Annotated in this window: 22 protein-coding genes and 2 tRNA genes; 10 read left to right on the top strand and 14 right to left on the bottom strand. The window is 68.7% G+C overall.

Translation table 11 applies throughout. From position 1 onward, the window contains the following. Window positions 1–152 precede the first annotated feature (152 nt). Genes HRL51_RS00115 through pknB form a run of 7 tightly spaced genes read left to right on the top strand, consistent with a single transcriptional unit; the run spans window position 153 to window position 8,991 of the window. A complete protein-coding gene (locus tag HRL51_RS00115) occupies window positions 153–860 on the top strand; it encodes an FHA domain-containing protein (protein ID WP_172121168.1) in 708 nt (235 codons plus the stop codon). Next, window positions 857–1,327: an FHA domain-containing protein FhaB/FipA gene (locus HRL51_RS00110; protein ID WP_172121169.1), complete on the top strand. Its 471-nt coding sequence runs from the start codon at window positions 857–859 to the stop codon at window positions 1,325–1,327. Before HRL51_RS00115 ends, HRL51_RS00110 begins: the two co-directional genes overlap by 4 nt. Beyond that, window positions 1,324–2,691, top strand: coding sequence for a PP2C family protein-serine/threonine phosphatase (locus HRL51_RS00105; protein WP_172121170.1), 1,368 nt, complete (start codon window positions 1,324–1,326; stop codon window positions 2,689–2,691). Before HRL51_RS00110 ends, HRL51_RS00105 begins: the two co-directional genes overlap by 4 nt. 9 nt (window positions 2,692–2,700) lie before the next feature. Continuing rightward, the gene (locus tag HRL51_RS00100; RefSeq protein ID WP_425321738.1) at window positions 2,701–4,308 is read left to right on the top strand and encodes an FtsW/RodA/SpoVE family cell cycle protein; all 1,608 of its coding nucleotides are present in this window, start codon (window positions 2,701–2,703) and stop codon (window positions 4,306–4,308) included. Then, a complete protein-coding gene (locus tag HRL51_RS00095; RefSeq protein WP_172121171.1) occupies window positions 4,305–5,798 on the top strand; it encodes a peptidoglycan D,D-transpeptidase FtsI family protein in 1,494 nt (497 codons plus the stop codon). Before HRL51_RS00100 ends, HRL51_RS00095 begins: the two co-directional genes overlap by 4 nt. A gap of 14 nt (window positions 5,799–5,812) precedes the next feature. Further along, the gene (locus HRL51_RS00090; protein WP_216666434.1) at window positions 5,813–7,033 is read left to right on the top strand and encodes a serine/threonine-protein kinase; all 1,221 of its coding nucleotides are present in this window, start codon (window positions 5,813–5,815) and stop codon (window positions 7,031–7,033) included. Further along, entirely contained in the window at window positions 7,030–8,991 is a 1,962-nt protein-coding gene (gene pknB, locus HRL51_RS00085; protein WP_172121173.1) for a Stk1 family PASTA domain-containing Ser/Thr kinase, read from the top strand. Before HRL51_RS00090 ends, pknB begins: the two co-directional genes overlap by 4 nt. Before the next feature lie 154 nt (window positions 8,992–9,145). Here pknB and HRL51_RS00080 read toward each other — a convergent pair whose 3' ends face one another. After that, window positions 9,146–9,301 (bottom strand): hypothetical protein, encoded by a 156-nt coding sequence (locus HRL51_RS00080; protein ID WP_172121174.1) that lies wholly within the window; start codon window positions 9,299–9,301, stop codon window positions 9,146–9,148. Further along, on the bottom strand, window positions 9,301–10,059 hold the full coding sequence (locus HRL51_RS00075; RefSeq protein ID WP_172121175.1) for a class E sortase: 759 nt from the start codon (window positions 10,057–10,059) through the stop codon (window positions 9,301–9,303). Before HRL51_RS00075 ends, HRL51_RS00080 begins: the two co-directional genes overlap by 1 nt. A gap of 266 nt (window positions 10,060–10,325) precedes the next feature. On the opposite strand from HRL51_RS00075, the gene HRL51_RS00070 reads away from it, so the two are divergent. Beyond that, a complete protein-coding gene (locus HRL51_RS00070; protein WP_172121176.1) occupies window positions 10,326–10,670 on the top strand; it encodes a cell division protein CrgA in 345 nt (114 codons plus the stop codon). Between the two features lie 90 nt (window positions 10,671–10,760). On the opposite strand, the gene HRL51_RS00065 is transcribed toward HRL51_RS00070, so the two are convergent. Then, complete coding sequence (locus HRL51_RS00065) at window positions 10,761–11,630, bottom strand: aldo/keto reductase (protein WP_172121177.1); 870 nt, start codon at window positions 11,628–11,630, stop codon at window positions 10,761–10,763. 214 nt (window positions 11,631–11,844) lie between these two features. Continuing rightward, window positions 11,845–12,477: a YtxH domain-containing protein gene (locus HRL51_RS00060; RefSeq protein ID WP_172191924.1), complete on the bottom strand. Its 633-nt coding sequence runs from the start codon at window positions 12,475–12,477 to the stop codon at window positions 11,845–11,847. Between the two features lie 179 nt (window positions 12,478–12,656). On the opposite strand from HRL51_RS00060, the gene HRL51_RS00055 reads away from it, so the two are divergent. Both HRL51_RS00055 and HRL51_RS00050 read left to right on the top strand, forming a co-directional pair. After that, window positions 12,657–13,178 carry a peptidylprolyl isomerase gene (locus tag HRL51_RS00055; protein ID WP_172191922.1) on the top strand — a complete coding sequence of 174 codons (522 nt, stop codon included), beginning with the start codon at window positions 12,657–12,659 and terminating at the stop codon, window positions 13,176–13,178. 105 nt (window positions 13,179–13,283) lie between these two features. Beyond that, on the top strand, window positions 13,284–14,126 hold the full coding sequence (locus HRL51_RS00050; protein WP_172191920.1) for a rhomboid family intramembrane serine protease: 843 nt from the start codon (window positions 13,284–13,286) through the stop codon (window positions 14,124–14,126). A 536-nt stretch (window positions 14,127–14,662) separates the two neighbouring features. Here the strand turns inward: HRL51_RS00050 and HRL51_RS00045 are convergent. The 10 genes from HRL51_RS00045 to dnaA form a co-directional block, all read right to left on the bottom strand. Further along, window positions 14,663–14,738: transfer RNA gene (locus HRL51_RS00045), tRNA-Ala, on the bottom strand. A 37-nt stretch (window positions 14,739–14,775) separates the two neighbouring features. Continuing rightward, the gene (locus tag HRL51_RS11840) at window positions 14,776–14,901 is read right to left on the bottom strand and encodes a hypothetical protein (RefSeq protein WP_280528701.1); all 126 of its coding nucleotides are present in this window, start codon (window positions 14,899–14,901) and stop codon (window positions 14,776–14,778) included. A 27-nt stretch (window positions 14,902–14,928) separates the two neighbouring features. Next, window positions 14,929–15,005, bottom strand: a tRNA-Ile gene (locus HRL51_RS00040). A 49-nt stretch (window positions 15,006–15,054) separates the two neighbouring features. After that, window positions 15,055–15,525, bottom strand: a complete 471-nt coding sequence (locus tag HRL51_RS00035; protein ID WP_172191918.1) for a DUF3566 domain-containing protein — start codon at window positions 15,523–15,525, stop codon at window positions 15,055–15,057. Continuing rightward, the gene (gene gyrA, locus HRL51_RS00030; protein ID WP_172191916.1) at window positions 15,522–18,104 is read right to left on the bottom strand and encodes a DNA gyrase subunit A; all 2,583 of its coding nucleotides are present in this window, start codon (window positions 18,102–18,104) and stop codon (window positions 15,522–15,524) included. Before gyrA ends, HRL51_RS00035 begins: the two co-directional genes overlap by 4 nt. Before the next feature lie 82 nt (window positions 18,105–18,186). Further along, the gene (gyrB, locus tag HRL51_RS00025) at window positions 18,187–20,238 is read right to left on the bottom strand and encodes a DNA topoisomerase (ATP-hydrolyzing) subunit B (protein WP_172121238.1); all 2,052 of its coding nucleotides are present in this window, start codon (window positions 20,236–20,238) and stop codon (window positions 18,187–18,189) included. 246 nt (window positions 20,239–20,484) lie between these two features. Beyond that, a complete protein-coding gene (locus HRL51_RS00020; protein WP_244960186.1) occupies window positions 20,485–21,186 on the bottom strand; it encodes a DciA family protein in 702 nt (233 codons plus the stop codon). Continuing rightward, window positions 21,179–22,402 (bottom strand): DNA replication/repair protein RecF, encoded by a 1,224-nt coding sequence (gene recF / locus HRL51_RS00015; RefSeq protein WP_172191914.1) that lies wholly within the window; start codon window positions 22,400–22,402, stop codon window positions 21,179–21,181. The genes HRL51_RS00020 and recF overlap by 8 nt, the downstream gene beginning before the upstream one ends. 45 nt (window positions 22,403–22,447) lie before the next feature. Continuing rightward, window positions 22,448–23,581 (bottom strand): DNA polymerase III subunit beta, encoded by a 1,134-nt coding sequence (gene dnaN / locus HRL51_RS00010; RefSeq protein ID WP_172121184.1) that lies wholly within the window; start codon window positions 23,579–23,581, stop codon window positions 22,448–22,450. 547 nt (window positions 23,582–24,128) lie between these two features. After that, on the bottom strand, window positions 24,129–25,733 hold the full coding sequence (gene dnaA / locus HRL51_RS00005; RefSeq protein ID WP_172191912.1) for a chromosomal replication initiator protein DnaA: 1,605 nt from the start codon (window positions 25,731–25,733) through the stop codon (window positions 24,129–24,131). Window positions 25,734–25,902 lie beyond the last annotated feature (169 nt).

Here is a 25,902-nt window from a genome sequence, read left to right as displayed (position 1 = left end):
TCAGTGCGGTGAGACCCGTCACCTGCTTGCCGTGCAGGCCACCCTCCCGCCGGCTCGTAGCGACACCGGTTACGATAGCGGCGGTATTACTGTGACCAGACATTGGCGCAGATCGGTCGCCGTCATCCGGTCACTGACAGGAGGTGCGGAACGTGGGGTTCCTAGACAGGTTCGAGAAGGGCGTGGAGAACGTCGCTGAGCGTGCCATGTCCCGCTTCTCGGGCGACGTCGAGCCCATCGAGATCGCCTCGAAGCTGCGCGAGACCATGGACAAGCGCGCCGCCTCCTTCGCGCGCGACCGATCCGTGGTCCCCAACGTCTTCCGAGTCCACCTCTCCCCCTCGGACGTCGACCGCGTCGACGCCTGGGGCCGTGACGAGATGGTCCGTCAGATGGAGGAGGTCGCCACCTCCCACGCCAGTGAGCAGGGCTACTCCTTCGTCGGCCCCGTCCAGGTCACCTTCGTGGCCGATGCCGCGCTGTCCTCCCCGGCCATCGAGGTCGACTCCTCGACCCGGCGTGGTGCTGCCGCTCCGGCCGCGGCCGCCACCGCCTCGCCGTCCAACCCGATCCTGGACATCGACGGCCAGCGCTACCTGCTCACCGGCCCCGTCACCGTCATCGGCCGCGGCTCGGAGGCGGACATCGTCGTTGACGACTCCGGCGTCTCGCGCCGCCACCTGGAGATCCGCCTCACCCAGGGCCACGCCATCGCCACGGACCTGGGCTCGACCAACGGCACCTACGTCGAGGGCCACCGCATCGACGCAGCCACCCTGCTGGACGGCAACACGCTCACCGTCGGCCGCACCCGCATCATGTTCTGGGACGGCACACACTCCTCCGGGGTCAACGAGTGAGCGAGCTCGCCTTCACCCTCGCCAGGTTCGGCTTCCTGGCGCTGCTGTGGGTCCTCGTCCTCCTCGTCGTGCGCACCCTGCGCCGCGACGTCGCGCCAGGCTCTCCACGCTCCCTGCGCCTGCGCCGCTCCGGCGAGAAGACGACGTCGACACCAGCCGCGCGCTCACGGCGTCGCCAGGCCTCACGCCTCGTCATCACCGAGGGCCCGCTGGCCGGTTCGACCGTGCCGCTGTCCCCCACCTCCATCACCATCGGACGCTCCCCCTCCTGCACCCTGGTGCTGGAGGACTCCTACGCCTCCTCCCGCCACGCCCGCATCTTCCCCAAGGACGGCACGTGGTGGCTGGAGGACCTCGGCTCCACCAACGGCACCACCCTGGCCGGCCAGAGCATGACCGGAACCGCTGAGCTCGCGGTGGGTGTGCCCGTCAGGATCGGCCAGACAACCCTGGAGCTGCGTCCATGACCATCTCCCTGCGCTACGCCGCACGCAGCTCGGTCGGGCTCGTGCGTGCCTCCAACCAGGACTCCGCCTACGCCGGGCCACACCTGGTGGCCATGTGTGACGGCATGGGTGGGCCCGCTGGCGGCGATATCGCCTCCGCGGTGGCGATCAGCCACCTCATCCCCCTGGACGCCGACTCTCACCAGGCCGGTGAGCTGCTCGGCCTCCTGCGCGGCGCCGTCCAGGAGGCCCACGCCGACCTCGTGACCCGCTCCACCGCCGAGCCGGACCTGGCAGGCCTGGGCACCACCTGCGTGGCTGTCATGCGCAGCGGCAACAAGCTGGCCATGGTCCACGTGGGGGACTCGCGCGCCTACCTCCTGCGCGAGGGCGAGCTCACCCAGGTCACCACCGACCACACCTTCGTGGAGTACCTCGTGGAGACCGGGCGCCTGACCCGCGAGCAGGCGCGCCAGCACCCCCAGCGCTCAGTCCTCCTGCGCGTCCTGGGCGACGCCGACGGTGAGGTCCAGCTCGACGAGTCCATCCGCGAGGCTGTTCCCGGCGACCGCTGGCTGCTGTGCTCCGACGGCCTGTCCGGCCCCGTCACCGCCGCCACGATCGGCGAGGTCCTGGCCGGCGTGGAGGACCCTGCCCTGGCTGCGGACCAGCTCGTTGACCTGGCCGAACGCGCTGGCGGACCAGACAACATCACCGCCGTCGTCTTCGACGTCGTCGAGGACGATCCCACCCCGCAGATGGAGCCGCAGGTGGTCGGCTCCGCCTCCGTCCACCGCGAGCGCCTCGCCGCCGACGGCGTCAGCGCCGCCCCGGTCCCGGCCACTCCGGCAGCCAAGGCTGCCGCCCTCGTGGCTGGCCTGGAGGCGGACGGCGAGGCCTCAACCCCCTCCCCTGACACCGCGGAGGAGGAGGCGCTGGCAGCCGAGGCCGAGCGCGACCGCCGCGTCCGTCGTCGTCATCGTCTGCGCACCACCATGGCCTGCCTCGCGACCCTGGTGGCCCTGGCCGTGGCTGGCATCGCCGGCTACATGTGGACCCAGACGCAGTACTACGTCACCACCGCGGGCGGGAAGGTCGCTATCTACCAGGGCATCCCGCAGTCCCTGGGGCCCGTCTCCCTCAGCCATCTTGTGCAGACCTACGACAAGCCGGCCCTGTCCGACCTCGATGAACGCATGCTGGAGCGCCTGGAGGAGACCGTCGCCCAACCCTCCCTGGTTGCGGCACGCACGTACGTGCGCGAGACGGTCTCTGCACGTGTCACCGAGCAGGCCACCGCGACCCCCACAGCCACGGACACGATGGCCAGCTCAGACCCCGTCGAGGTCACCCCGGCTCCCACTGACGCCGCCACGGGACAGTAGGGCTCAGCGATGTCCTCCTCAGAGCCCGCTACGTACACCTCGCCCGCCCCTGCGGCCTCCATCTCGCCCATGACCCGCTCAGGGCGCTGGGCCGAGGCTGGCCTGCTGGTGCTGGCCCTGGCGCTGGGCCTGGGTGGCTTCGCCCTGACGGCCCTCAACCGCACCGGCTCCTCCCCCGCCCAGCTTCTGCCGGTCGCCGGTGCAGTCGTCCTGGCTACCGTCGTCGTCCACCTGTGGGTCAGACGTACCGCTCCCTGGGCGGACCCGGTGCTGCTGCCGATCGCCGTCGCCCTCAACGGCATCGGCCTGGCCATGATCCAGCGCCTGGACCTGTCCTACGAGCGCCTGGGCGAGGCACACGGCTTCTCCGTCAGGCAAGCCATGTGGACCGGACTGGGAGTCGTCCTGTTCTGCCTGGTCCTGCTCATGCGTGACTACAGGCTCCTGCGCCGCTGGGACCGGTGGGCCATGGCCGGCGGCCTCGTCTTCCTCGTCCTGCCCTTCGTGCCGGGCCTGGGCGCGCAGATCAACGGCGCCCGCATCTGGATCCACGTGGGTCCCATGTCCTTCCAGCCGGCAGAGCTGACCAAGGTGCTGCTGGCGATCTTCTTCGCCTCCTTCCTGGTGGCCAACCGGGACAACCTGGCGCTGGCCGGCCGACGGGTCCTGGGCCTGAGCCTCCCGCGGGCGCGCCACCTGGTGCCCCTCCTCATCGTGTGGGGCGCCTCCATCGCCGTGCTCGTCCTCCAGCGTGACCTCGGCTCCTCGCTACTGCTGTTCGGGCTGTTCGTGGTGACCCTCTTCGTGGCCACCGACCGCCCCAGCTGGCTGCTCATCGGTGCCGCGCTGTTCGCGCCCGCCGCCTGGTTCGCCGCCACGCACCTCACCCACGTCCAGCAGCGCTTCTCCGCGTGGCTCGATGCCATGAACCCCGAGGTCTACGCCGCCCCCGGCGGCTCCTGGCAGCTGGTGACCGGCTTGTTCGGCATGGCCTCGGGCGGCCTTCTCGGGACCGGCTGGGGCTCGGGGTACCCCCACCTCGTCACCTTCGCCAACTCCGACTTCATCGTGGCCTCCCTGGGTGAGGAGCTGGGGCTGACCGGCACCCTCGCCCTGCTCATGCTCTATCTCATCCTGGTCCAGCGCGGCCTGCGTACCGCGATGCACCTGCGTGACGGTTTCGGCAAGCTGCTGGCCGTGGGGCTGTCCTTCACGATCGCCCTGCAGGTCTTCGTCGTGGTCGGAGGGATCACACGTCTGATCCCGCTGACCGGCCTGACCACTCCTTTCCTCGCCTACGGCGGCTCCTCCCTCATCGCCAACTGGATCATCCTGGCCCTGCTGGTACGCCTGTCCGACGCCGCCCGCCGCCCCGTGACGTCGGCGCCACGCATCATCGACACCGCCGAGCTGCCCAGCTCCCTGCGCCGAGCCGTTCTGGACGCCGAGGATCCTGAGGAGGCCGAGGCCAGCGCCTCCTCCGCTGGCTCCTCCTCGGTTCCTGACGCGCAGACACAGGAGACGACCTCGTCCGAGCGTCCCGCCTCCGGCCAGGACTCCTCCCATCCCTCGCGGGACGACCAGCCCACCACGATCGTGAAGGGAGCCAGGCCGTGAACCGTCAGATCCACCAGGTCACGGTCCTGGTCCTCGTCATGTTCCTGGCTCTGGCTGCCTCACTCACCTCAGTGCAGGGCCTGGCTCGGCCGGCGCTGTGGGAGTCCGCCTCCTCACAGGGCACGCTGACCACGGACTCACGCAACTCCCGCACCGTCTACGCCGAGTTCGGGACCGACCGCGGCGCGATCATCGTCGGCGAGGAGACCATCGCCGACTCCGTGCCGTCTGACGACGCCTACGCCTACCAGCGTACCTACGCCAACGGTCCCCTCTACGCGCCGCTGACCGGCTACTTCTCCACCTACTTCGCCTCGATGACCGGGCTGGAGCGGGCGGAGAACTCCGTGCTCAACGGCCAGGACCCCTCGCTGCTGTCCTCACGCATCAAGTCCCTCATCACCGGCGGCACCCAGCAGGGCGGCGCCCTGGAGCTGACCATCGACCCTCAGGTCCAGCAGGCGGCCTGGGACGCGCTGGGCGGACGGCGCGGCGCCGTCGTCGCCATGGACCCGGCTACCGGGGCGATCAAGGCCCTGGTCTCCTCCCCCTCCTACGACCCCAACCTCATCGCCTCCCACGACGGCGCCACCGCCCAGCAGGCCTGGGACACCCTGACTGCGGACGAGGCCAAGCCGCTGACCAACCGGGCCATCGCCGGGGACCTGTACCCACCGGGCTCAACCTTCAAGGTCCTCACCGTCGCCGCCGCCCTGCGCGCCGGTGCCGTCACCCCGGACACCGAGGTCGCGGCCCCGGACACCCTCACCCTGCCCCAGACCAGCCACGCCCTGTCCAACTACGCCGGAGAGTCCTGCGGCAACGGCACGGTCACCCTGGCCTACGCCTTCGCCCACTCGTGCAACACGCCCTTCGCCCAGCTGGCGATGGACGCGGGTGACGACGCCCTGGGCCAGGAGGCACGCGCCTGGGGCTTCGACTCCCCCCTGTCCATCCCGCTGGCCGTGACGACCTCGACCTACCCGGCCAACTCCTCCCCGGCCCAGACGGCCATGGCCGGCATCGGCCAGGCCTCCGTGCGAGCGACCCCGCTCATGATGGCCATGGTGGCTGCCACCATCGCCAACGACGGCGTGCAGATGAGGCCCTACCTCGTCTCCCAGACCCTGGACTCCGACCTCAACGTCGTGTCCACCACCACCCCGACCTCCCTGCGCACTCCGGTCAGTGCCGAGACCGCCTCCCAGCTGTCCACCCTCATGCAGCAGGTGGTCTCCGAGGGCACCGGCACCTCCGCCCAGGTGGCGGGTGTCAGCGTGGCCGGCAAGACCGGCACCGCCGAGACCGGCTCCGAGACTGGTGGCCCGGTCACCTGGTTCATCGGCTTCGCAGGCACGGACATCTCCCGCCCCTCGATCGCCTTCGCCGTCGTCCTGGACGGCGGGGAGCAGACCGCGGGGTCCGGCACCGGTGGCTCGGTCGCAGGCCCGATCGCGGCCTCCGTCATCGACGCGGCGGTGGACCAGTGAGACCACACGTCGGGATGGAGCTCCAGGGACGCTACGAGCTCATCGAGCGCATCGCCCTGGGTGGCATGGGTGAGGTCTGGCAGGCGACCGACCTGCGCTCGGGGCGCGCGGTGGCCGCCAAGATCCTGCGCCCGGAGCTGACCGGGGACGAGATCTTCCTGTCCCGCCTGCGCGCCGAGGCCGCCAACTCCCGCGGACTGCGCCACCCCAACCTCGCCGTCGTCCTGGACTCAGGCGAACGTGACGGCTCAGGCTGGATCATCATGGAGCTGGTCCAGGGCCGCGCCCTGTCCGACCTCCTGTCCGAGCAGGGCACCATGCAGGCGGGAGAGATCCTGCCGATCCTGGCTCAGGTGGCTCGCGCCCTCCAGGTGGTCCACGACGCCGGCGTCGTCCACCGCGACGTCAAGCCCTCCAACATCCTCATCAACCGTGAGGGCCTGGCCAAGCTCACCGACTTCGGTATCTCCACCGGCGTCCACCAGCGTCCTCTCACCGCTACGGGCATGGTCATGGGCACCGCCCAGTACCTCTCCCCTGAGCAGGCCATGGGACATATGGCCACCCCCGCCGGCGACCTGTACGCCCTGGGAGTCATCGCCTACGAGGCGCTGGTAGGTCACCGACCCTTCACCGGCGCCACCCAGGTGGACATCGCCTTCGCCCACGTCAACGAGCCGGTCCCGCCACTGCCCGACGGCGTCAACCCTGAGGTCCGCGAGATCGTCATGGAGCTGCTGGCCAAGGACCCGGGGAGCCGACCTCGCTCCGCCCGCGAGGTCGCCCGCCGCCTGGACCGCATCGTCATCCACCTGCCCAAGGAGTCCTGGGACCCGCGCGGGCAGCTGTCGTGGGTCGCCACCGGCCGCCAAGCCACCCCTGCCAGGCACGACACCTCCGTTCCGTCCTCCCGGCCTCGTCCCGGTACGAGACACCGCCGAGAGGCCACAGGAGGCACTCGGGTACCCACCCGTCAGATTCCCGCAGCCTGGCGCACCCGCAGCGCCGTCGCCGCACGCGCAGGCGCTTCCTCCCCAGCCACCGACGACGTCGCACCGCGCCACTCCAGCGGCCGTGGCCTGCTCGGGCTGCCCACGTCACTGTCCTGGCTCATCGTGCTCGGGCTCGTTGCCGCCCTTACCCTCATTGTCACGATCGGTACCCTGGCCGCAGCTCACAGCGCACCAGGGTCCGGCGCTGGCTCATCCGTCACGTCACCGAAGGAGACACTGTGACCGGCCACTTTCCTCAGGTCCTCGCGGGCCGTTACGAGATCCGCGAGCTGATCGGCCGCGGCGGCATGGCCGAGGTCCACCTCGGGTACGACAAGCGCCTGTCCCGCATCATCGCGATCAAGCTCCTGCGCTCCGACATCGCTGGCGACTCCACCTTCCAGGCCCGTTTTCGCCGCGAGGCCCAGTCGGCCGCTGCCCTCAACCACCCGGCCATCGTGGCGGTCTACGACTCCGGTGAGGAGGAGCTGACGGCACCTGACGGCTCGCTCCACTCCGTGCCCTACATCGTCATGGAGTACGTCGAGGGGCACACTGTGCGCGAGCTGCTCGGTGAGGGCGAGGCCGTGCCGATCTCCGAGGCGGTGGAGATCGTCACCGGAGTGCTCGACGCCCTGGAGTACTCCCACCGTGCCGGGATCGTCCACCGGGACATCAAGCCCGGCAACATCATGCTCACCTCCACCGGCGCGGTGAAGGTCATGGACTTCGGCATCGCCCGGGCCATCGAGGACTCCGCGGCGACCGTCACCCAGGCCCACGCCGTGGTGGGGACCGCGCAGTACCTGTCCCCCGAGCAGGCACGTGGCGAGCTCGTCGACGCCCGCAGCGACCTGTACTCCACCGGCTGCCTGCTCTACGAGCTGCTGACAGGAGTGCCCCCCTTCACCGGCGACTCCGCCGTGGCCATCGCCTACCAGCACGTGCGCGAGGTCCCGCGTCCGCCGTCGTCCATCGCGGCTGACATCCCCGAGTCCCTGGACCGGGTGGTGCTCAAGGCGCTGGCCAAGAACCGTGACGACCGCTACCAGGACGCCGCCCACGTGCGCGCCGACCTGCTGGCGGCCGCCCGCGGCCTGCCCGTGAGCGCCCCGACCACGGACTCCTGGGACCGCCAGCCCACCACCGTGCTGGACCAGGTTCCTGGACCCGCTACCACCGTCAGCCCTGCCCCCGCCCCACTGCCCCTGCCTGGCGAGGAGGACGACGACGAGCCACGCACGCGCCGGCCGTGGTGGGTCTGGATCCTCATCCTGCTCATGCTCGTGGGCCTGGGCACCGTGATCGGGCTGGTAGCCTCCGGCTACTTCTCCGGCTCCGAGCCCGACCCCGAGGCCACCGCGACCGCCACGAGCGCGCCGGTGCCGGACGTGAAGAACATGACCGAGGCCGAGGCCAAGCGTGCTATTGAGGACGCGGGCCTGGTCTACCGGCGCGGCGACGACGTCGCCTCGGACAACGTCGAGGAGGGCCTGGCCGTCTCCTCTGAGCCCGGGGCCGGGACCTCCGCCGTCCTGGGCGCCCAGGTGACCGTCCACTTCTCCTCGGGCTCAGCCATGGTTGACGTGCCGAACGTGTCCGGCAGGACCCAGGACGAGGCCAAGAAGTCCCTGGAGGAGGCCGGCCTCAAGGTCGGCAACGTGACCACCGAGGACTCAGGCACGGTGGACAAGGACAACGTGATCCGTACCGACCCGGTGGCCGGTACCTCCGTCTCGCGCGGAGACACGATCGACCTCGTGCTCTCCACCGGGCAGACAGCGGTACCTGAGGGCCTGCCAGGGATGACCCAGGAGGAGGCGCGCGCGGCGCTCCAGGAGGCTGGCCTCGCCGTCGGCAACGTGACCCAGGAGGAGTCCACGGACTACGCCGCCGGGCAGGTCATCCGCACCGACCCGGGAGCCGGGGTCAGCGTGCAACGCGGCGGCGAGGTGGCTCTCGTCATCTCCTCCGGCGCTTCGACCACCGCCACCGTGCCCGCTGACATCCTGGGGATGACGGGTTCCGAGGCGATGGCCGCCCTTCATTCCGCCGGCTTCACCAAGGTCACGGTCCAGGGTCCCAGCGACGGTGTCGTCACCAACGTCAGCCCCGGCCCCGGCTCCGTGCTGGGTAAGGAGACCGCCATCACCGTGAGCACCTCCCCGGAGTCCCGTTCCGCCGGCCGCTCAGGCTCATGATCCCCGACCCCGCCGTCGAGGGGTCCTGGGTCTGAGGAGCCCGACGACAGCGCACCCATGACTGAGGCCCCCGGCTGCCATGAGCCGGGGGCCTCAGTGCACCTGAGCGCGTGTCGCTTCGCTCTCTCGCGAGGCGCGGAAGTGAGGACGCCTGTCAGACGGTCGCGTTGCCGGACAGGTGCCAGGTCTCGTTGGCCCAGGGGAAGACCACCTGGAAGAGCAGCAGCACGACCGCGGCGACGATGACGAGCGCCTCGAAGAGCTTGAGCCAGCCCGGGCCGGGAAGGTGTCGCCAGATCCATCCGTACATCAGTTGACCTCCGGGTCGTTGAGCACCGAGGCGGGGCGGCCCTCGGAACGTGGCATCCAGTAGGAGAACTTCGCGTGCACGATCCACCGGTGGTCGTTGCCCCACTCACCGGTGGTCAGGGAGTGACAGGTTGTGAGCGTGATGTAGCGCTCCGTCGGTGCCGCACTGGGGTCGCCGGGGACCGGGGCGATCACCTCGACGGCCTCAGGCAGGACGATGTCGTGCGAGGTGACCGTGTAGACGTACCAGGTGTCCTTGGTGGCGACGATGATCTCGTCGCCCTCCTCCAGCAGGTCGACACGCCGGAAGGAGTTGCCGTTGGTACGACGGTGGCCGGCGATGGCGAAGTTGCCGACCTCGCCGACCTGCTGGGTCTCGGTGTAGTGGCCGGCTGCCGCCTGGTCGAGGACGTCCGCGCCCGTCCCCTCCTGGATCGGCATGTTGTTGTTGGTGATGCCGTACCACCTGGGGACCACCAGCATGCCAATGGTCTGTCCGTAGCCCACAGCCTCAGCCACAGGAGGTGCGTCAGTGTGCTTGGTTCCCTCCACGCGCGGCGACTCGACCTGGACCTCATGGAACGCCACCTTGTGCTCGTTGGCGATCTTGGTCGCGTCGATGCCGGTCCACCACAGCTGCCACACGAGGAAGAGGGCGATGACGAGCCCTGCGGTGATGAGGAGCTCGCCGATGCTTCGGACAGCGACGTCGAGCGGCCCACTCTTGGGGGCCCGCTGGTGGCGACCACGAGACGACATCTGACCTCCTGAGTAGGCGTTCCGCCCGCCAGTCTAGGGCTCTCAGGTCGCCAGAACGGCTCCCCTCGAGTTGTCTCGGACTCATTCCGGCGTCCCCTGGCAGCTGTGACACGGCTTGCTGGCCGCCACCTGACTGCCTGCTGGCTGTGAGCCGACGGCGTGACTCTGGCCCGTTCCGTCCCTGAAGCCGCGATGACCTAGGCTGTGCACGGACCGCGCCAAACGAGCGACCGGAAACCGGCCGCGCTGTCTGCAAGGAGGCCCTGGTGGGCGAGGAGAAGAAGAAGGACCCGGCTCGCTCCGGTAACCCCGCGAAGGCTGCGGCTGCTGAGCGTGAGCGCCTGGAGGCCTCGCGCGCCGCCGCCAACCGCGTCTCCCGCGTCCCCACCAAGGTCAAGGAGACCGGCTCACCGCGCTGGTACGCCCCGACGATGGTGACCCTCATGTGCGTCGGCCTGCTGTGGGTCGTGGTGACCTACCTCTTCAAGGGCCAGTACCCGATCCCCTACTTCACCGCGCACCACGCCAGCGACTGGCTGGTCAACGGCAACCTCTACATCGGCTTCCTCGTCATCCTGGCCGGCTTCCTGGGTCTGCTGCACTGGAAGTGAGCGTGAGGGCGCAGGGCGCCTTCGCCGTCGGCCCGCCCGGCCTGCCACGGCAGCCCGGGCGGTAGCACCGGGATCGTGCGGGGCACCGCCTCAGCCGTGCGTGAGCTGCATCGTGTCCGGGTGCGATCCCGTGCGGTGACCACGCTCCAGGGCGTCCAGCGCCGCTATCTGCTCCTGGCTCAGGACGAGGTCGAAGACCTCGGCGTTGGCACGCATCCGCTCGGGGTGCACTGACTTCGGGATGACGACCAGCCCGTGCTGCAGGTGCCATCGCACCACGACCTGTGCCGGGCTCACCCCGAGCTCGTCGGCCACCTGCTGGACCACCGGGTCAGTGACCATGAGGCCGCGTGCCAGCGGGGACCAGGACTGGGTCACGATCCCCAGCTCCTCGTGCACCTCACGCATCCGGCGCTGCTGGAGGTAGGGGTGGATCTCGATCTGGTTGACCGCCGGGACCACGCCGGTGGCCTGGATGATGGTCTCGAGGTGGTCGTGCTGGTAGTTCGAGACACCGATGGCGCGCACTCGCCCGCTCTCTCGCAGCGCGATCATCGCCTCCCAGGTCCGCTCCAGGGAAAGGCCCGGAGTCCTGGCCAGGGGCCAGTGCACGAGGAAGAGGTCCAGGACCTCAAGCCCCAGGCGCTCCATCGTCTCGTCGAAGGTGCGGGCGACATCCTCGGGCGCGTGATGGGGGTTGTCCAGCTTGGAGGTGACGAAGACGTCCTCGCGCGGCAGCCCGATCGCGGCGATCGCACGTCCCACACCGGCCTCGTTGCCGTACATCTGTGCGGTGTCCAGGTGCCGGTAGCCAATCTCCAGACCCTGCTCGACCACCGCCTGGACGTCCTCGTCACTGATCTTGTAGGTACCCAGGCCTAGCTGAGGCATGAGGACCTCCGAGCCCTCGGCCACGGCGTGAGTCAAGGGGATCATGGCGGCAGGAAGTGCGTGGGTCATGACTGAAGCCTAGGCGGACACGGCTCGTTCTGACCGCCGTTTCCGCCTTCACCGTGCTCGCTGCCCGGTCACCGGTATGACAGGGACGCGACGGGCCCGGGATGCGATGAGTGTGGTCCTCGCCTGCCCGTGTGCGAAGAACGCCTTCGGGCCGGCACGCACTGGCCTGCCGGCCCGAAGGCGTCAGTGTCGCGGCGGACGAGCCGCGCCGTCGTCAGTCCTCGACAGAGTCCTTCAGGTCCTTGGCGGCGTCGACCGCCTTGTCCTTGAGCTCTTCAGCCTTGTCCTTGGCGGCCTCAGCAACCTCGGCGGCCTCGTCCTTGACGTCCTCGACCGCCTCAGCGACGTCGAAGTCCTCGGTGGAGTCGGCCCAGTACTCCTCGGCCCACGGGTCCTCCACCGGCTGGCTACGGCGCCATACGACGTAGGCTGCGGCAGCGGCACCGGCAGCCAGCGTGGTCCAGCCCAGGCACTTGAGGACGCGGCGGGACTTGCGCGGCTTGGGCGCCTCGACGGCGGCCAGGCGAGCAGCCTCGGCGGCACGCTGGGCGCGCTCGGTCACGGTACCGGGCGTCTGGGCGGCAGCCTGAGCGGCGGAGGCGGCGCGCTGGGCACGCGGCAGGTAGTCCTCGACGACCCGGCTGCGGGCCTCGGTGTATGCCGGCTCCAGGCGCTCCTGGGCGCCGGCAGCCACGCGAGCCAGGTCCTTACGCGCCTTGACCACGTGCGGGGCAACCCACTCGGCGGCACGCTCAGCCTGCTCGGCGACGTTCTCCGCGAATGCGGCAGCCTCCTCGCGCAGCTGGTCAGTGTCAAGGTTCTTCTCGATCTTCTTCTTGAATGCCATGGCTTCTCCTAGCTGAGAGAGACGTCGGTCATGCGAGTGACGATGACTGAAGCCTATGGTCCCACTCCAGGCTGACCGGCGCCTGAGAACGGCCACCCTGTTTTGCCTGGGGTGAACACCGCCTGTCGTGCGTGGGCTGCCACTCCTTCCAGGAGCGAGCGCGTGCGACGATGAGGCCCATGGAAGCGACACTGCACACCAACCTTGGCGACATCCGCCTCGAGCTCTTCCCGGAGCAGGCTCCCGAGACCGTCTCGAACTTCGTCGGCCTGGCCACTGGCGAGAAGACCTGGACGGACCCCCAGACGGGGGAGGAGACCAACGCTCCTCTGTACGACAACGTCATCTTCCACCGCGTGATCCCCGGCTTCATGATCCAGGGTGGTGACCCGCTGGGCACCGGTACCGGCGGCCCCGGCTACGTCTTCGACGACGAGATCGACTCCTCGCTGACCTTCGCCTCCCCCTACGTGCTGGCCATGGCCAACGCCGGGCGCCGCTTCGGCAGGGGCACCAACGGGTCCCAGTTCTTCATCACCACCGGGCCGACCGAGTGGCTCCAGGGCAAGCACACGATCTTCGGCGCCGTCGCGGACGAGGACTCGCGCAAGGTCGTGGACGCCATCTCCGCCGTGGCCACCGACCCCCGTGACCGTCCTTTGGAGGACGTCATCATCACCTCGGTGACCGTCCAGAAGTGACACCGACCGCGTGAGTCACGCCGTGCGTGCCCACTGACCCCTTGCCGACGCCGTCGGACCGCCCGGTCCGACGGCGTCGTACGCATCCGACCAAAGGAGTCCTCCATGAGCCAGGACAGCCCTGCCGCAGCCTCCGACGCCCAGCCGGTGTGCCCGCGCCACCCCGACCGCGTCTCCTACGTGCGCTGCCAGCGCTGCGGGCGCCCAGCCTGCCCCGAGTGCCAGGTACCCAGCGCCGTCGGCGTGCACTGCGTGGACTGTGTACGCCAGGCCCAGCAGCGCCGTCGGCCCACGCGCACGCTCCTGGGAGGCGTCGCGGTCCAGGACGCGCGGATCACGACCGGGCTCATCGTGGCCTGCGTAGCGGTGTACGTGGTGCAGATGCTCCGTCCCTCGCTGACTGCTGACCTCGGCTTCGCTCCCGTGGTGGCGCTGGACCAGCCCTGGCGCTTCCTGACCACCGCCTTCCTCCACGGCTCCCTCATGCACCTGGCCTTCAACATGTGGGCGCTGTGGGTGTGCGGCACCTCCCTGGAGCCGCTGCTCGGGCGCTGGCGCTTCGCCGTGCTCTACGCGCTGTCCGCCCTGGGAGGCTCGACGGCGATCTACCTGCTGGCCTCTCCCGTCTCCCGGTCCTGGATCACGCTCACGGTAGGTGCCTCAGGCGCGGTCTTCGGCCTCTTCGCGGCCGTGTTCATCATCCAGCGTCGCTTCGGCCGGGACACCTCCGCCATCCTCGGTCTGCTGGCAGTCAACCTCGTCATCTCGGTGCTAGGGGCCGGGATCTCCTGGCAGGGGCACCTGGGTGGCCTGCTGACCGGCCTGGTGGTTGCGTCCCTGTTCGCCTGGGCACCGCGTGAGCGCCGCGGTCCCGTGGCGGTGTGGGGGAGCGTAGGCATCGGCCTGGTGCTGGCAGCGCTGGTGGCGGCTAAGTACCTTCTCGTGTAACCCGGCACTGGCGTCGAAGGGCTTGGGCACCACGTGGTGCCCAAGCCTTTTTCTTCGCTGCTGTCGCGCGTCCACCAGGTTGTCCACAGATCGCGCGAAGCACAGCGCTGTCATTCCTCCACACCTGTGGGTAAACCTGTGGAATAACATTCATGTAGTTCTCCACAGACCTTTCCACACCTGGGGACAATTGTGAGTGATGACGCCGCATGAATGACAAGAGTCCTTTAGGACACAGCTGGGGACGGCGCCAGGCCACTGGCGGTGCACAGTGTGGATGACAAGCTGACGAGCTCTCCCGTCGCTTCAGGCCCTTAACAGTCGCGCTCGACTCGCACCAGAGCCGCATTCCCCCAGCATCCCGTCGCTTCAGCCCCTTAACAGTCGATTCCGCTGCGGGGAGCATAGGGATCGACTGTTAAGGGCCTAGAGCGATGAGAATGGGGGCGATCACGGGGCTGTCCAGGCCTGAGGACGACTGTTGAGGACCCAAAGCGACGATCCCCCGGAACCTCAGCAGGTCCGGGGGATCGTGATGGTGGAGCCAACGGGACTCGAACCCGTAACCCCCTGCTTGCAAAGCAGGTGCGCTACCAATTGCGCCATGGCCCCGATGTAGTTGTGAGCGGCGAGGTCTCCTCCGTGGCCCTCAGTCCGTGACCTCAGTCCACGGCATCCGGCTCATCCGCTCGGACTCGTACCTGAGCCAGGCGGCGTAGCCGGCCCCGACCAAGGACAAGAAAACCGCGGTTAGCACGAAGGGTCGGATCCTCATGAACCCTCCTCATCGTTCCACCGCGGGTGGTGGGCCTAGCTGGACTCGAACCAGCGACCTCATCCTTATCAGGGATGCGCTCTAACCAACTGAGCTATAGGCCCTTGCGACCGGAAGAGATTAACCCACCCGGTCTCAGGCGACCAAATCCAGTCACTCGTCCGCCAGTGTGAGATGAACCCCACCAACCAGTGCGGCCGTCACGTTGTAGAGGAAGGCACCGACCGTCGCCAGCGCCGTGGTGAGGATGATGTTGATAACGGCGATGATCGTCGCCATCGACACGGCACGGGAGAACTTCATGTACTCCAGCAGCGCGGTGAAGGAGTTCGACTCCGACTCCATGACCTTGCCCACCAGGTCCTGGATCGTGGAGAACACGTGCATCGCGTCAAGCATGAACCACACGAAGGCGGCCGCCACGACGAGCATGATGCCGGCTGCCACGCTCAGCAGAAAGGCGACCTTCATGACCGAGAAGGGACTGACCCGCGTCAGCGCCAGGTGCACCCGACGCGGACCTGCCAGCGTGGGCCTGCTCGATGAGCTCGGCACCTGGGTGGTGCTGGCGCTGTCTGCCTTGCCGGACTCACCGGCGGGGTGGCGGGTTTCCGGCTTGCTCATGCCTGGTCCTCACTGTTGTCGTTGTCGTCCAACGCTACCGTGTCGCCCGCCTGCTCCGCAGGAGAGGCAGGCTCGTCGTCGCCGTCGATCTCGCGCTCGGTGTTGCGGGCGACGGCGATGATGCGGTCGCCGTCGTCGGGCTTGGCGAAGGTGACGCCCTGGGTGCTGCGTCCGGTCACCGAGACCTCGTCCACGCGGGAGCGCACGACCTTGCCCGACGCCATGATGCACAGCACCTCGTCGGTAGGTGCTGTCACCAGCGCGCCGACCAGGTCACCACGCTCCTCCACGAGGTTGGCGACCTTGACACCCAGGCCTCCACGGCCCTTGGTCGGGTACTCAGCCACGTTGGTCCGCTTGGCGTATCCGCCCTCGGTGACCACGAAGAGGTCAGCGTCAGTCCACTGCGGGTCGACGACGTCCATCGCCAGCAGCCAGTCGCCGTCGCGGAACCGCATGCCGGTCACGCCGCTGGTGGCGCGGCCGGTGGGACGCAGGACGTCGTCGGAGGCGTGGAAGCGGGCGGACTGGCCGTGGCGGGAGACCAGGAGGAGGTCCTGCCCCTCAGACAGCAGCCGTGCCGAGACGAGCTCGTCGGGGTTGCCCTCCGCGTCCTCACGCAGGTTGATCGCGATGACACCGCCCGAGCGGTTGGAGTCGTACTCACTCAGGCGCGTCTTCTTCACCAGGCCACGCTTGGTGGCCAGCACGAGGAAGTCGGCCTGCTCGTAGTCCTTGAGCTCCATGACCTGGGCGATCTCCTCGCCGGGCTGGAAGGCGAGCAGGTTGGCCACGTGCTGGCCCTTGGCGTCACGCCCGCCCTCAGGGAGCTCATAGGCCTTGGCGCGGTAGACCCGGCCCAGGTTGGTGAAGAAGAGCAGCCAGTGGTGGGTGGTCGTGACGAAGAAGTGGTTGACGACGTCGTCCTCGCGCAGCGCCGCTCCCTTGACTCCCTTGCCCCCGCGGTGCTGGGAGCGGTAGGCGTCGGTACGTGTGCGCTTGGCGTAGCCCGAGCGGGTGATCGTGACGACGACCTCCTCCTCGGGGATGAGGTCCTCCATGCTCATCTCGCCGTCGAAGGGCACGATGCGGGTACGCCGCTCGTCGCCGTACTTCTCGACGATCTCAGCCAGCTCGTCGGAGACGATGCCGCGCTGACGCTCGGGGGAGGCGATGATGTCCTTCAGGTCCGCGACCTTGGCCTGGAGCTCGTCAGCCTCCTGCTGGATCTTCAGGCGCTCCAGGGCAGCCAGGCGTCGCAGCTGGAGGGCGAGGATCGCGTCGGCCTGCACCTCGTCCACGCCTAGCAGCCCCATCAGGCCCCCACGGGCCTCGTCAGCGGTCTGGGAGCGGCGGATGAGGGCGATCACCGCGTCCAGCGCGTCCAGGGCCTTGAGGTAGCCTTCGAGGATGTGCAGACGCTCCTGCGCCTTGCGCAGGCGGAAGCGCGAGCGGCGCACGATGACGTCGATCTGGTGGTCCACCCAGTGGCGCACGAAACCGTCCAGGCTGAGCGTGCGCGGGACGCCGTCGACCAGGGCCAGCATGTTGGCCGGGAAGTTGTCCTGGAGTTGGGTGCGCTTGTACAGGTTGTTGAGGACCACCTTGGCCACGGCGTCGCGCTTGAGCACGATGACCAGGCGCTGGCCGGTACGTCCGGAGGTCTCGTCGCGGATGTCCGCGATGCCGCCGACCTGCCCGTCGCGCACGAGCTGGGCGATCTTGTCCGCGAGGTTGTCCGGGTTGACCTGGTAGGGCAGCTCGGTGACCACCAGGCACTGGCGTCCCTGGATCTCCTCGACGTTGACCACGGCGCGCTGGGTGATCGAACCGCGACCGGTGCGGTAGGCGTCCTCGATACCGCGCCGGCCCAGGATCGTGGCCCCGGTGGGGAAGTCAGGACCGGGGATACGCTCGATGAGCGCCTCCAGCAGCTCCTCGCGCGAGGCGTCAGGGTGCTCCAGGAGCCACTGGACCCCGCGCGCGACCTCACGCAGGTTGTGCGGCGGGATGCGGGTAGCCATACCCACCGCGATGCCCTCGGAGCCGTTGACCAGGAGGTTGGGGAAGCGAGCCGGCAGGATCGTCGGCTCCTGGTTCTTCCCGTCGTAGTTGTCCTGGAAGTCGACGCTCTCCTCGTCGATGTCACGGACCATCTCCATGGCCAGCGGCGCCATCTTGCACTCGGTGTACCGGGGCGCGGCCGGCCCCAGGTTGCCGGGGGTGCCGAAGTTCCCCTGGCCGGCCACCAGCGGGTAGCGCAGCGACCACCACTGCACCAGGCGCGCCAGGGCGTCGTAGATGGCGGCGTCGCCGTGGGGGTGGTAGTTACCCATGACCTCGCCAACCACGCGGGAGGACTTGGAGAAGGAGGACGTGGGGCGGTAGCCGCCGTCGTACATCGCGTACAGGACGCGGCGGTGGACGGGCTTGAGGCCGTCCCGCACGTCCGGCAGCGCACGACCCACGATGACGCTCATCGCGTAGTCGAGGTAGGAGCGCTGCATCTCCATCTGGAGGTCGACCGGCTGGATGCGGTCGTGGGTCTGCTCGCTGATCGGGGTGGTCTCGTCGCTCACGGGTTTCCTTTGCTGGTCAGGTCAGGTCTGGTCTCTCGACGGCGCGGCTCACGGTGACCGGGCCGGTCACCTGGCTGCGGGGCTAGATGTCGAGGAACCTCACGTCAGCGGCGTTGCGCTGGATGAAGGAGCGACGCTGCTCGACGTCGTCGCCCATGAGGATGGAGAAGGTCTCGTCCGCGTCCGCGGCCTCGTCGAGGGTGACCTGCTTGAGGATGCGGGCAGCGGGGTCCATCGTGGTCTCCCACAGCTCGTGGTCGTTCATCTCACCCAGACCCTTGTACCGCTGGATACCGCCCTCCTTGGGCAGTCGGCGGCCGGCCTCGGCCCCGGCCCTGAGCAGCTGGTCGCGCTCGGCGTCGGAGTAGGCGAACTCGTGCTCCGCGTTGGACCACTTGAGGCGGTACAGCGGGGGCATGGCGATGTAGGTGTGTCCCTGCTCGATGAGGGGACGCATGTAGCGGAAGAGCAGCGTGAGCAGCAGGGTCGCGATGTGCTGGCCGTCGACGTCGGCGTCGGCCATGATGACGATCTTGCCGTAGCGCAGCCTGGAGATGTCGAAGTCCTCACCGATCCCGGTGCCGAAGGCGGTGATGAGGGAGCGGATCGTGTCGCTGGACAGCGCCCGGTCCAGGCGCGCCTTCTCCACGTTGAGGATCTTGCCTCGGATCGGCATGATCGCCTGGTGCTCGGGATCGCGTCCCCCCACGGCGGAGCCGCCGGCGGAGTCTCCCTCGACGATGAAGATCTCGCACTCGGCGGCGTTGCGCGAGGAGCAGTCACGCAGCTTGCCGGGCATCGAGGCTGACTCCAGCACACCCTTGCGGCGGGTAGCCTCGCGGGCCTTGCGGGCCGCCACGCGCGCGGCCGCCGCCTGGCTGGCCTTGGTGATGACCGCCTTGGCGTCAGCCGGGTGGGAGTCGAGCCAGTCACCCAGGCGGTCGTAGACGGTCTGCTGGACGAAGGTGCGGGCCTCGGTGTTGCCCAGCTTGGTCTTGGTCTGCCCCTCGAACTGGGGCTCGGAGAGCTTGACCGAGATGACCGCGGTCAGGCCCTCGCGGATGTCGTCACCGGTGAGGTTGTCGTCGCGGTCCTTGATCAGACCCTTCTCACGCCCGTACTTGTTGATGAGCGTGGTCAGGGCCGTGCGGAAGCCCTCCTCGTGGGTACCGCCCTCGGTGGTGTTGATGGTGTTGGCGTAGGTGTGGACGGACTCGGAGTAGGCGCTCGTCCACTGCATGGCGATCTCCAGGCTGATGCCGTGGGTCTCGTCCAGCGCCTTCTCGGCCTCGAAGTCGATGATCTCGGGGTGGATGAGGTCGACCTTCTTCGACTTGTTGAGGAAGGCGACGTAGTCGTGCAGGCCGTTGGCGTAGCAGTAGGAGACCTCGCGCTTGCCCTTGACCGGGTCGTCGGCGGTCCCGGCCTCGTCCCCGGTGATCTCGTCACCGTCGTCGTTGACGCCCTCACGCTCGTCGGTCAGCGTGATGCGCAGGCCCTTGTTGAGGAAGGCCATCTGCTGGAACCGACGGCGCAGGGTCTCGTAGTCGAACTGGACCGTCTCGAAGATCTCCGGGTCGGGGTAGAAGATCTGGGTGGTACCGGTGGCCTCGGTCTCCTCACCCATGACCAGAGGGGTCTTGGGGTGACCGCCGTCGCCGAAGCTCATGCGCCACACGTGACCCTGGCGACGCACCTCGGTGTCCACACGGGTGGACAGGGCATTGACCACGGAGATACCCACACCGTGCAGGCCGCCGGAGACCGCGTAGCCTCCGCCTCCGAACTTGCCGCCGGCGTGCAGGACGGTCATGACCACCTCGACGGTGGGCCTGTGCTCGGTGGGGTGCTCGTCCACCGGGATACCGCGGCCGTTGTCGACGACCTTGAGACCGCCGTCGGCCTGGATGGTGACCTCGATGTGGTCGCAGAAGCCAGCCAGGGCCTCGTCCACGGAGTTGTCGACCACCTCGTAGACCAGGTGGTGCAGGCCTCGCTCACCGGTGGAGCCGATGTACATGCCCGGGCGCTTGCGCACCGCCTCCAGGCCCTCCAGGACCGTGATGTCGCTGGCGCCGTACTCGCCGCTAGGGTGGCCGCTACGGGCCTCGGCCCCGGGCTCAGGGGTGGTCACAGGCTGGTCCTGGTCAGACACGTGTCAGCTGCTCCTCGTTCTGTGCGTCGATGGCAGACAGGACCTCTCAGAACGCCGTGATACGGATGCGGTCCGCGGCGTGTAGGTGGGTACCTGCGCAAGGTTCGCGACGCACCTTGGGCTATTCCGAGCCCATTCTAGCCTGTCAGGCCGTCACCCCTCATTCCTGGTCCCGTCCACGGCACGTGGGAGGGGTCACGCTGAGACAGTCGACGACGCCGGCGCTCACCCGTAGGTGTCTCGCGGTCCACGCCCGCCGCGCGCCCCGCCGAAGCGACCGTGCCTCCAGGTGGGCGACCCCGGTCCCAGGACCCGGATCTCGACGGCGGGAACGCGTCTGCCCGGGTAGAGCCGTTCGAGCTCGTGGGCCACGGCCGCACTGATCGAGGGCATCATGAGCCGCAGCTGCTGGGCCCAGGCGCTGGAGGAGCTGCGGACGTCCAGCCGCCCCTCCTCAAAGGCCACCACCTCAGCGTGCTCAGCGATCTGGGGACCGACGATTCGTTCCCACGCCACGACCACCTGTGCCATCGCCAGCTTACCGGCCCAGCCTCGCTCGACGACGGCGCGGGCCAGTTCACGCTTGCCGGTACGCGGGTCGAAGCGGGTCGGGCCAGGTCGGTCGCGTCCCGGAGGCAGGCCCGGACCACGGTCCGTCTCCGGGTCCTCGTCCTCCCGAGCCGATCGTCTGGCGCGTGGAGCGTCCCAGGCAGCGACACCGTCCTCACCCACAGCGTTGCGTCGCAACGAGCTGCGTGCGACGCCACCGGTCCAGGCCTGCTCCTGCAGCCGGGCAAGCTGTGCCAGGGCGAGGGCGTCGACGTCGGCCCCGTCCTGCGGCAGGGGCACGTCCCTTCGGGCCGCCTCGCTCCTGCCCCTGGGCGTGCCGCCGTCACCACCGCGCGGTTGACCTGCCTGGCTATCCACGGGTGATCCTCGAGGCCTCGACGCTCATGCGGACGCCGTCCAGCTCATCGGGGACGTCCTGAGGCACGGCTGCGGTCACCAGCACCTGCTGCGCCCCGGCCACCATCTGCGCCAGGGCGCGGCGCCGTCCCTCGTCCAGGGAGGCGAAGACGTCGTCGAGGATGAGGACAGGCTCGCCGTCGCCACCGTAGGCGTCGACGTCGTGGCGCAGCATCTCGTAGGAGGCCAGCCGCAGGGCGAGCGCCAGCGACCACTGCTCTCCGTGGGAGGCGAAGCCCTTGGCGGGCAGCCCGGCCAGGAAGAGGGAGAGCTCGTCACGGTGAGCACCCACAAGGTTGGCACCGCGGTCGATCTCACGGGCGTGGAGCTGACCCATTGCGGTCTCCAGACGCTGGGCGGTGGCTGCCTGGTCGAGCAGCTCCTCCTCCCCGGCAGGCCAGGAGGCGTCCTGCAGGTCGTTCATCGTGCGCGGGTCAGGATCAGGCGCTCCCTCATGAGCCAGCAGGCTGGAGCGGTAGGCCACGTGCACCGGGGACTGGGCCTGGCTCACCGCCTCGTACGCCGAGGCGAGCCAAGGGCGCAGGCGACGCACGACATCGACCCTGGCGGCGATGAGAGTGGCGGCAGCCGCAGCGAGCTGGGCGTCCCAGACCTCGAGGGTGGAGAGCATGGAGGCGGTCGACCGGCGGGCGGCCCGCGCCGACTTCAGCAGGCTGGCGCGCTGGGCGAGGATCTTGTCGTGCTCGGCGCGCACTCCGGCGAGCGTGGGTCGCAACGTCACCGCGAGGTCGTCAAGGAAGCGGCGGCGGACCCCGGGCTCCTCACGCACCAGGCTCAGGTCCTCAGGGGCGAAGATGACGGTACGCAGGACACCAAGAAGCTCGCGAGGCCGTACAGGGCTGCGACCCAGCCGTGCACGGTTGGCCTTGCCGGAGATGAGCTCGATCTCCACCACCGTCGGGCGCTCACCGTGGACGACCTTGGCACGCAGGACCGCCCCGGCAGGCTGGGGACTGCCTGGCAGGGCCCGGCGTACCAGCGCGGAGTCTGCGCCCACGCGGTGACTCGTGAGGTTGGACAGGTACCCGACGGCCTCGACCAGGTTCGTCTTTCCCTGCCCGTTGGAGCCGATGAAGGCCGTGACACCGGTTTCCAGGGACAGGACGAGGGTGTCGTAGGAGCGAAAGTCGTCCAGGGACAGGTCAGAGACGTACACGCACGATCACCGCCGGCTCGCCCGCGCCCGCGCTAGGACGCCTGTTCACGCTCCGAAGCGGATAGGCATGATGAGGTAGCGGAAGGACGGGTCCTTCTCACCACCGATCGACTCCACACCGGTGAGCACCGCGGGCTTGGACGGGTGGGTGAAGTCCAGCGTCACGTAGGGCTGGTTGATCGCACCCAGTCCGTCCAGGAGGTAGCCGGGGTTGAAGGCGGTCGAGATGTCCTCACCCTCCAGATGAGCCTGAAGCTGCTCTGAGGCCTGGGCGTCCTCCCCGGTGCCCGCGTCCAGAGCGAGGTTGCCCTGCGTGAAGGACATGTGGATCGGCGTGGATCGGTCTGCCACGAGGCTGACGCGACGAACTGCGGACATGAGCTCCTCGCGTCCGACCGTGGCGTGAATCGAGGTCTCCTCAGGGAAGAGTCGCAGGACCGGCGGGTAGTCGCCGTCGGTCAGCAGGCTCGTGGTACGGCGCCCGCCCGCCTCGAAGCCAATGAGTCCCGAGGTGGCCGAGCCTGCCTCGGTCAGGGCGACGGTCACGTCACCAGTGGACGTGAGGGACTTGGCGACGTCGGAGAGCGTGCGGGCCTTGAGCAGCGCGTGGGTGGCAAGGCTCTTGTCCTGGCTGGCCCAGGTCATCTCACGTACCGCCAGGCGGTAGCGGTCGGTGGCCATGAGGGTCAGGGAGTCGCCGTCGACCTCCATCTGGACGCTGGTGAGCAGCGGCAGGGTCTCGTCGCGCGAGGCGGCGATCGAGACCTGGGCGACGGCCTGGGCGAGGTCGTGGGCGTCCACGGTGCCGGCGGTGGAGGGCATAGCGGGCAGGGACGGGTAGTCCTCCGCCGCCATAGCGGCCAGTGCGAAGCGCGAGGAGCCACAGCTGACCGTCACCTTGGTGCCCTCGACCTCGAGGTCGACCGGCTTGGAGGGCAGGGCCTTGGCGATGTCCGCCAGCAGGCGCCCGGAGACCAGGACGACACCCTCCTCCTCAACCTCAGCAGGAATCTCGCAGTGGGCGGAGACCTCGTAGTCGAAGGAGGCCAGGACCAGTGAGGCGCTGGAGGCCTCCAGACGCACACCCGCCAGGACCGGTACCGGAGGACGAGCCGGCACCGAGCGGGCGGTCCAGGTCACGGCCTCGGCGAGGACGTCGCGGTCAACCCTGAGCTTCACAGTGCACTCCTGTCTGCGTTCATGCGGTCCTGACTGGTTCGCAGGCTGCTGGGCCTGACAACGGGCAGGACGATCTGGTTGGAGTCTAGACGCATGGGTACCGGGCGCGTCGAGTCCACAGGACGGGGCGTGGGTGAGTCAGGCGTGGACCGTGTTGGCAGGTCGGGGATGGATGACATGAATTCTTGGTTCGTAGGGTTGTTAGGAGATGTGGATTCTGGGGAGAACCACATCTTTCCCTGTTATCCCGGTCCTTGCGGGTGTGGAACCACAGATGTGTAGTTCGGTGGACCACAAGGAGTGACGGTGGAGGGTCCTAGGACGACAGGAATTTCGTCCCCAGGAGGGTCTGAGCTCCTCCACACGACAATTGTTATGTGTCCACGAGCGTTCCGCATCTGTCCACCAGCGTGTCCACAGGGCGGTGACGAGGGCGGGGGGCTGGTCGCCTCCCGGTCCTCCAGTGACGGAGACGCGGAAACGGCGTCGTGTCGCACGTGCTGGGTGCGACATGACGCCGTAGGTACGGAGTGCTGCTTGGGGCAGGTCAGCGACGTGGTGCCAGCGCCGCCTGCTTGATACGGCTGGTCAGCTCGTTGACCTCGTTGAAGGTCTCGCGGCGCTCACCCATCTGGGTGGTGATCTTGCGGTGGGCGCTCATGACGGTGGTGTGGTCGCGTCCACCGAACTCCCGGCCGATGTTGGGCAGCGAGAGCTCGGTGAGCTCGCGGCACAGGTACATCGCGATATGGCGGGGGTGGACGAAGTTCTTGCGCCGGCTCTCACCGCACAGGTCGTCAATCGTCATGTCGAAGTAGTCAGCAACCTGACCCATGATGAGACCGGAGGTGATCTCCTCACCGGTGGGGTCGGTGATGACGTCCTTGAGCGCCACCTCGGCCAGGGTACGGTCGATGGGCTGCTTGTTGAGGGAGGCGAAGGCTGTCACGCGTACCAGCGCACCCTCGAGTTCACGGATGTTCGTGGTGACGCGGCTGGCGATGTACTCCAGGACGTCCTCGGTCACGGAGATGCCGTCCGCACGCGCCTTGAGGGTGAGGATCGCCTGGCGCGTCTCCAGGTCCGGCGGCTGCACGTCAGCGACCAGCCCCTCCTGGAAGCGGGAGATCAGGCGGTTGTTGAAGCCTTTGAGTTCCAGGGCCGGCTGGTCGGAGGTGAGCACGATCTGCTTCTCCGCGATGCGTAGGGCGTTGAAGGTGTGGAAGAACTCCTCCAGCGTCTGCTCCTTGCCCTCAAAGAACTGGACGTCGTCGACCAGGAGGATGTCGACGTTGCGGTAGCGGTCCTTGAAGTTGCGCATCTGGCCGTCTGCGACCGAGGCGATGAAGTCGGAGACGAACTCCTCGGAGTTGACGTACTTGACGGTGATGCCCGGGTAGAGCGTGCGGGCGTAGTGGCCGATGGCGTGCAGCAGGTGGGTCTTGCCCAGCCCGGAGCCGCCGTAGATGAACAGGGGGTTGTAGGCGCGGCTGGGAGCCTCAGCCACGGCGGCCGCGGCCGTCCGGGCCAGGCGGTTGGACTTGCCCTGGACGTAGGTGGCGAAGGTGTAGCGGGGATTGAGCCGGCAGTCGTCACGGGCCACCTCGGCCGCTGGCAGGGTCGCGGTGGGGTGGCGCGGGGGGACGTAGCCCGGACCGAAGGGGGACGACGTCGGGGTCGGGTCCTCGTCATCGGCCAGGGACTGAGCCGGGTCAGGAACAGGCGAGGGGACCTGCGGGGCGATGGAGGGAGCCGGGGACGTGGGGGAGGGGACTGGTGCCCCGGGCTCGGTCGGCTCGTCGTCACTGTGGTCTGCCGGCTCAGAGGACTGGGTGCCAGGTGTGGGCTGTCCGCCGTCGTCTGCAGGGGGCCAGCGGTCGGAGGAGTGGCTGGAGGACTCCTGGGACGGGTCGATCGTGACCTCGAAGGTGACTGGGTGCCCCCAGACCTCGGTCAGCGCCCGGGCGATCACGGCGTGGTTCTTGTCGATGATGTCGCGAGGCAGGGCGAAGCCGACGACGAGGACGAGGACGTCGTCGACGTCGATGACGCGGGTCATGCGAAGCAGAGCGATCTGGCCCCGTCCCAGCTCCTGCCGAGAGGCGAGGAGGTTCAGGGCGGACTCCCACCGGGTGGTGGCGACGTCAGGCACGACGTACTCCTCGACTGTGCGCTCGAACAGGACACGGCGGCGTGCGGGACCCCTTGGCGGGGCGGAACACCACCGGATAGCCCATCATGATGGCTGGTCACAGAGTTGTCCACACCAGTGCCTGCGGTTGTGGCCAGATGACCGTGCCTGGGCCTGAACGTGGTCGGTT

The organism is Actinomyces faecalis, assembly GCF_013184985.2.
Lineage (GTDB): Bacteria > Actinomycetota > Actinomycetes > Actinomycetales > Actinomycetaceae > Actinomyces > Actinomyces faecalis.
Note: the sequence above shows the minus strand (reverse complement) of the source record. Positions and strands in the feature narration are given on the sequence as shown.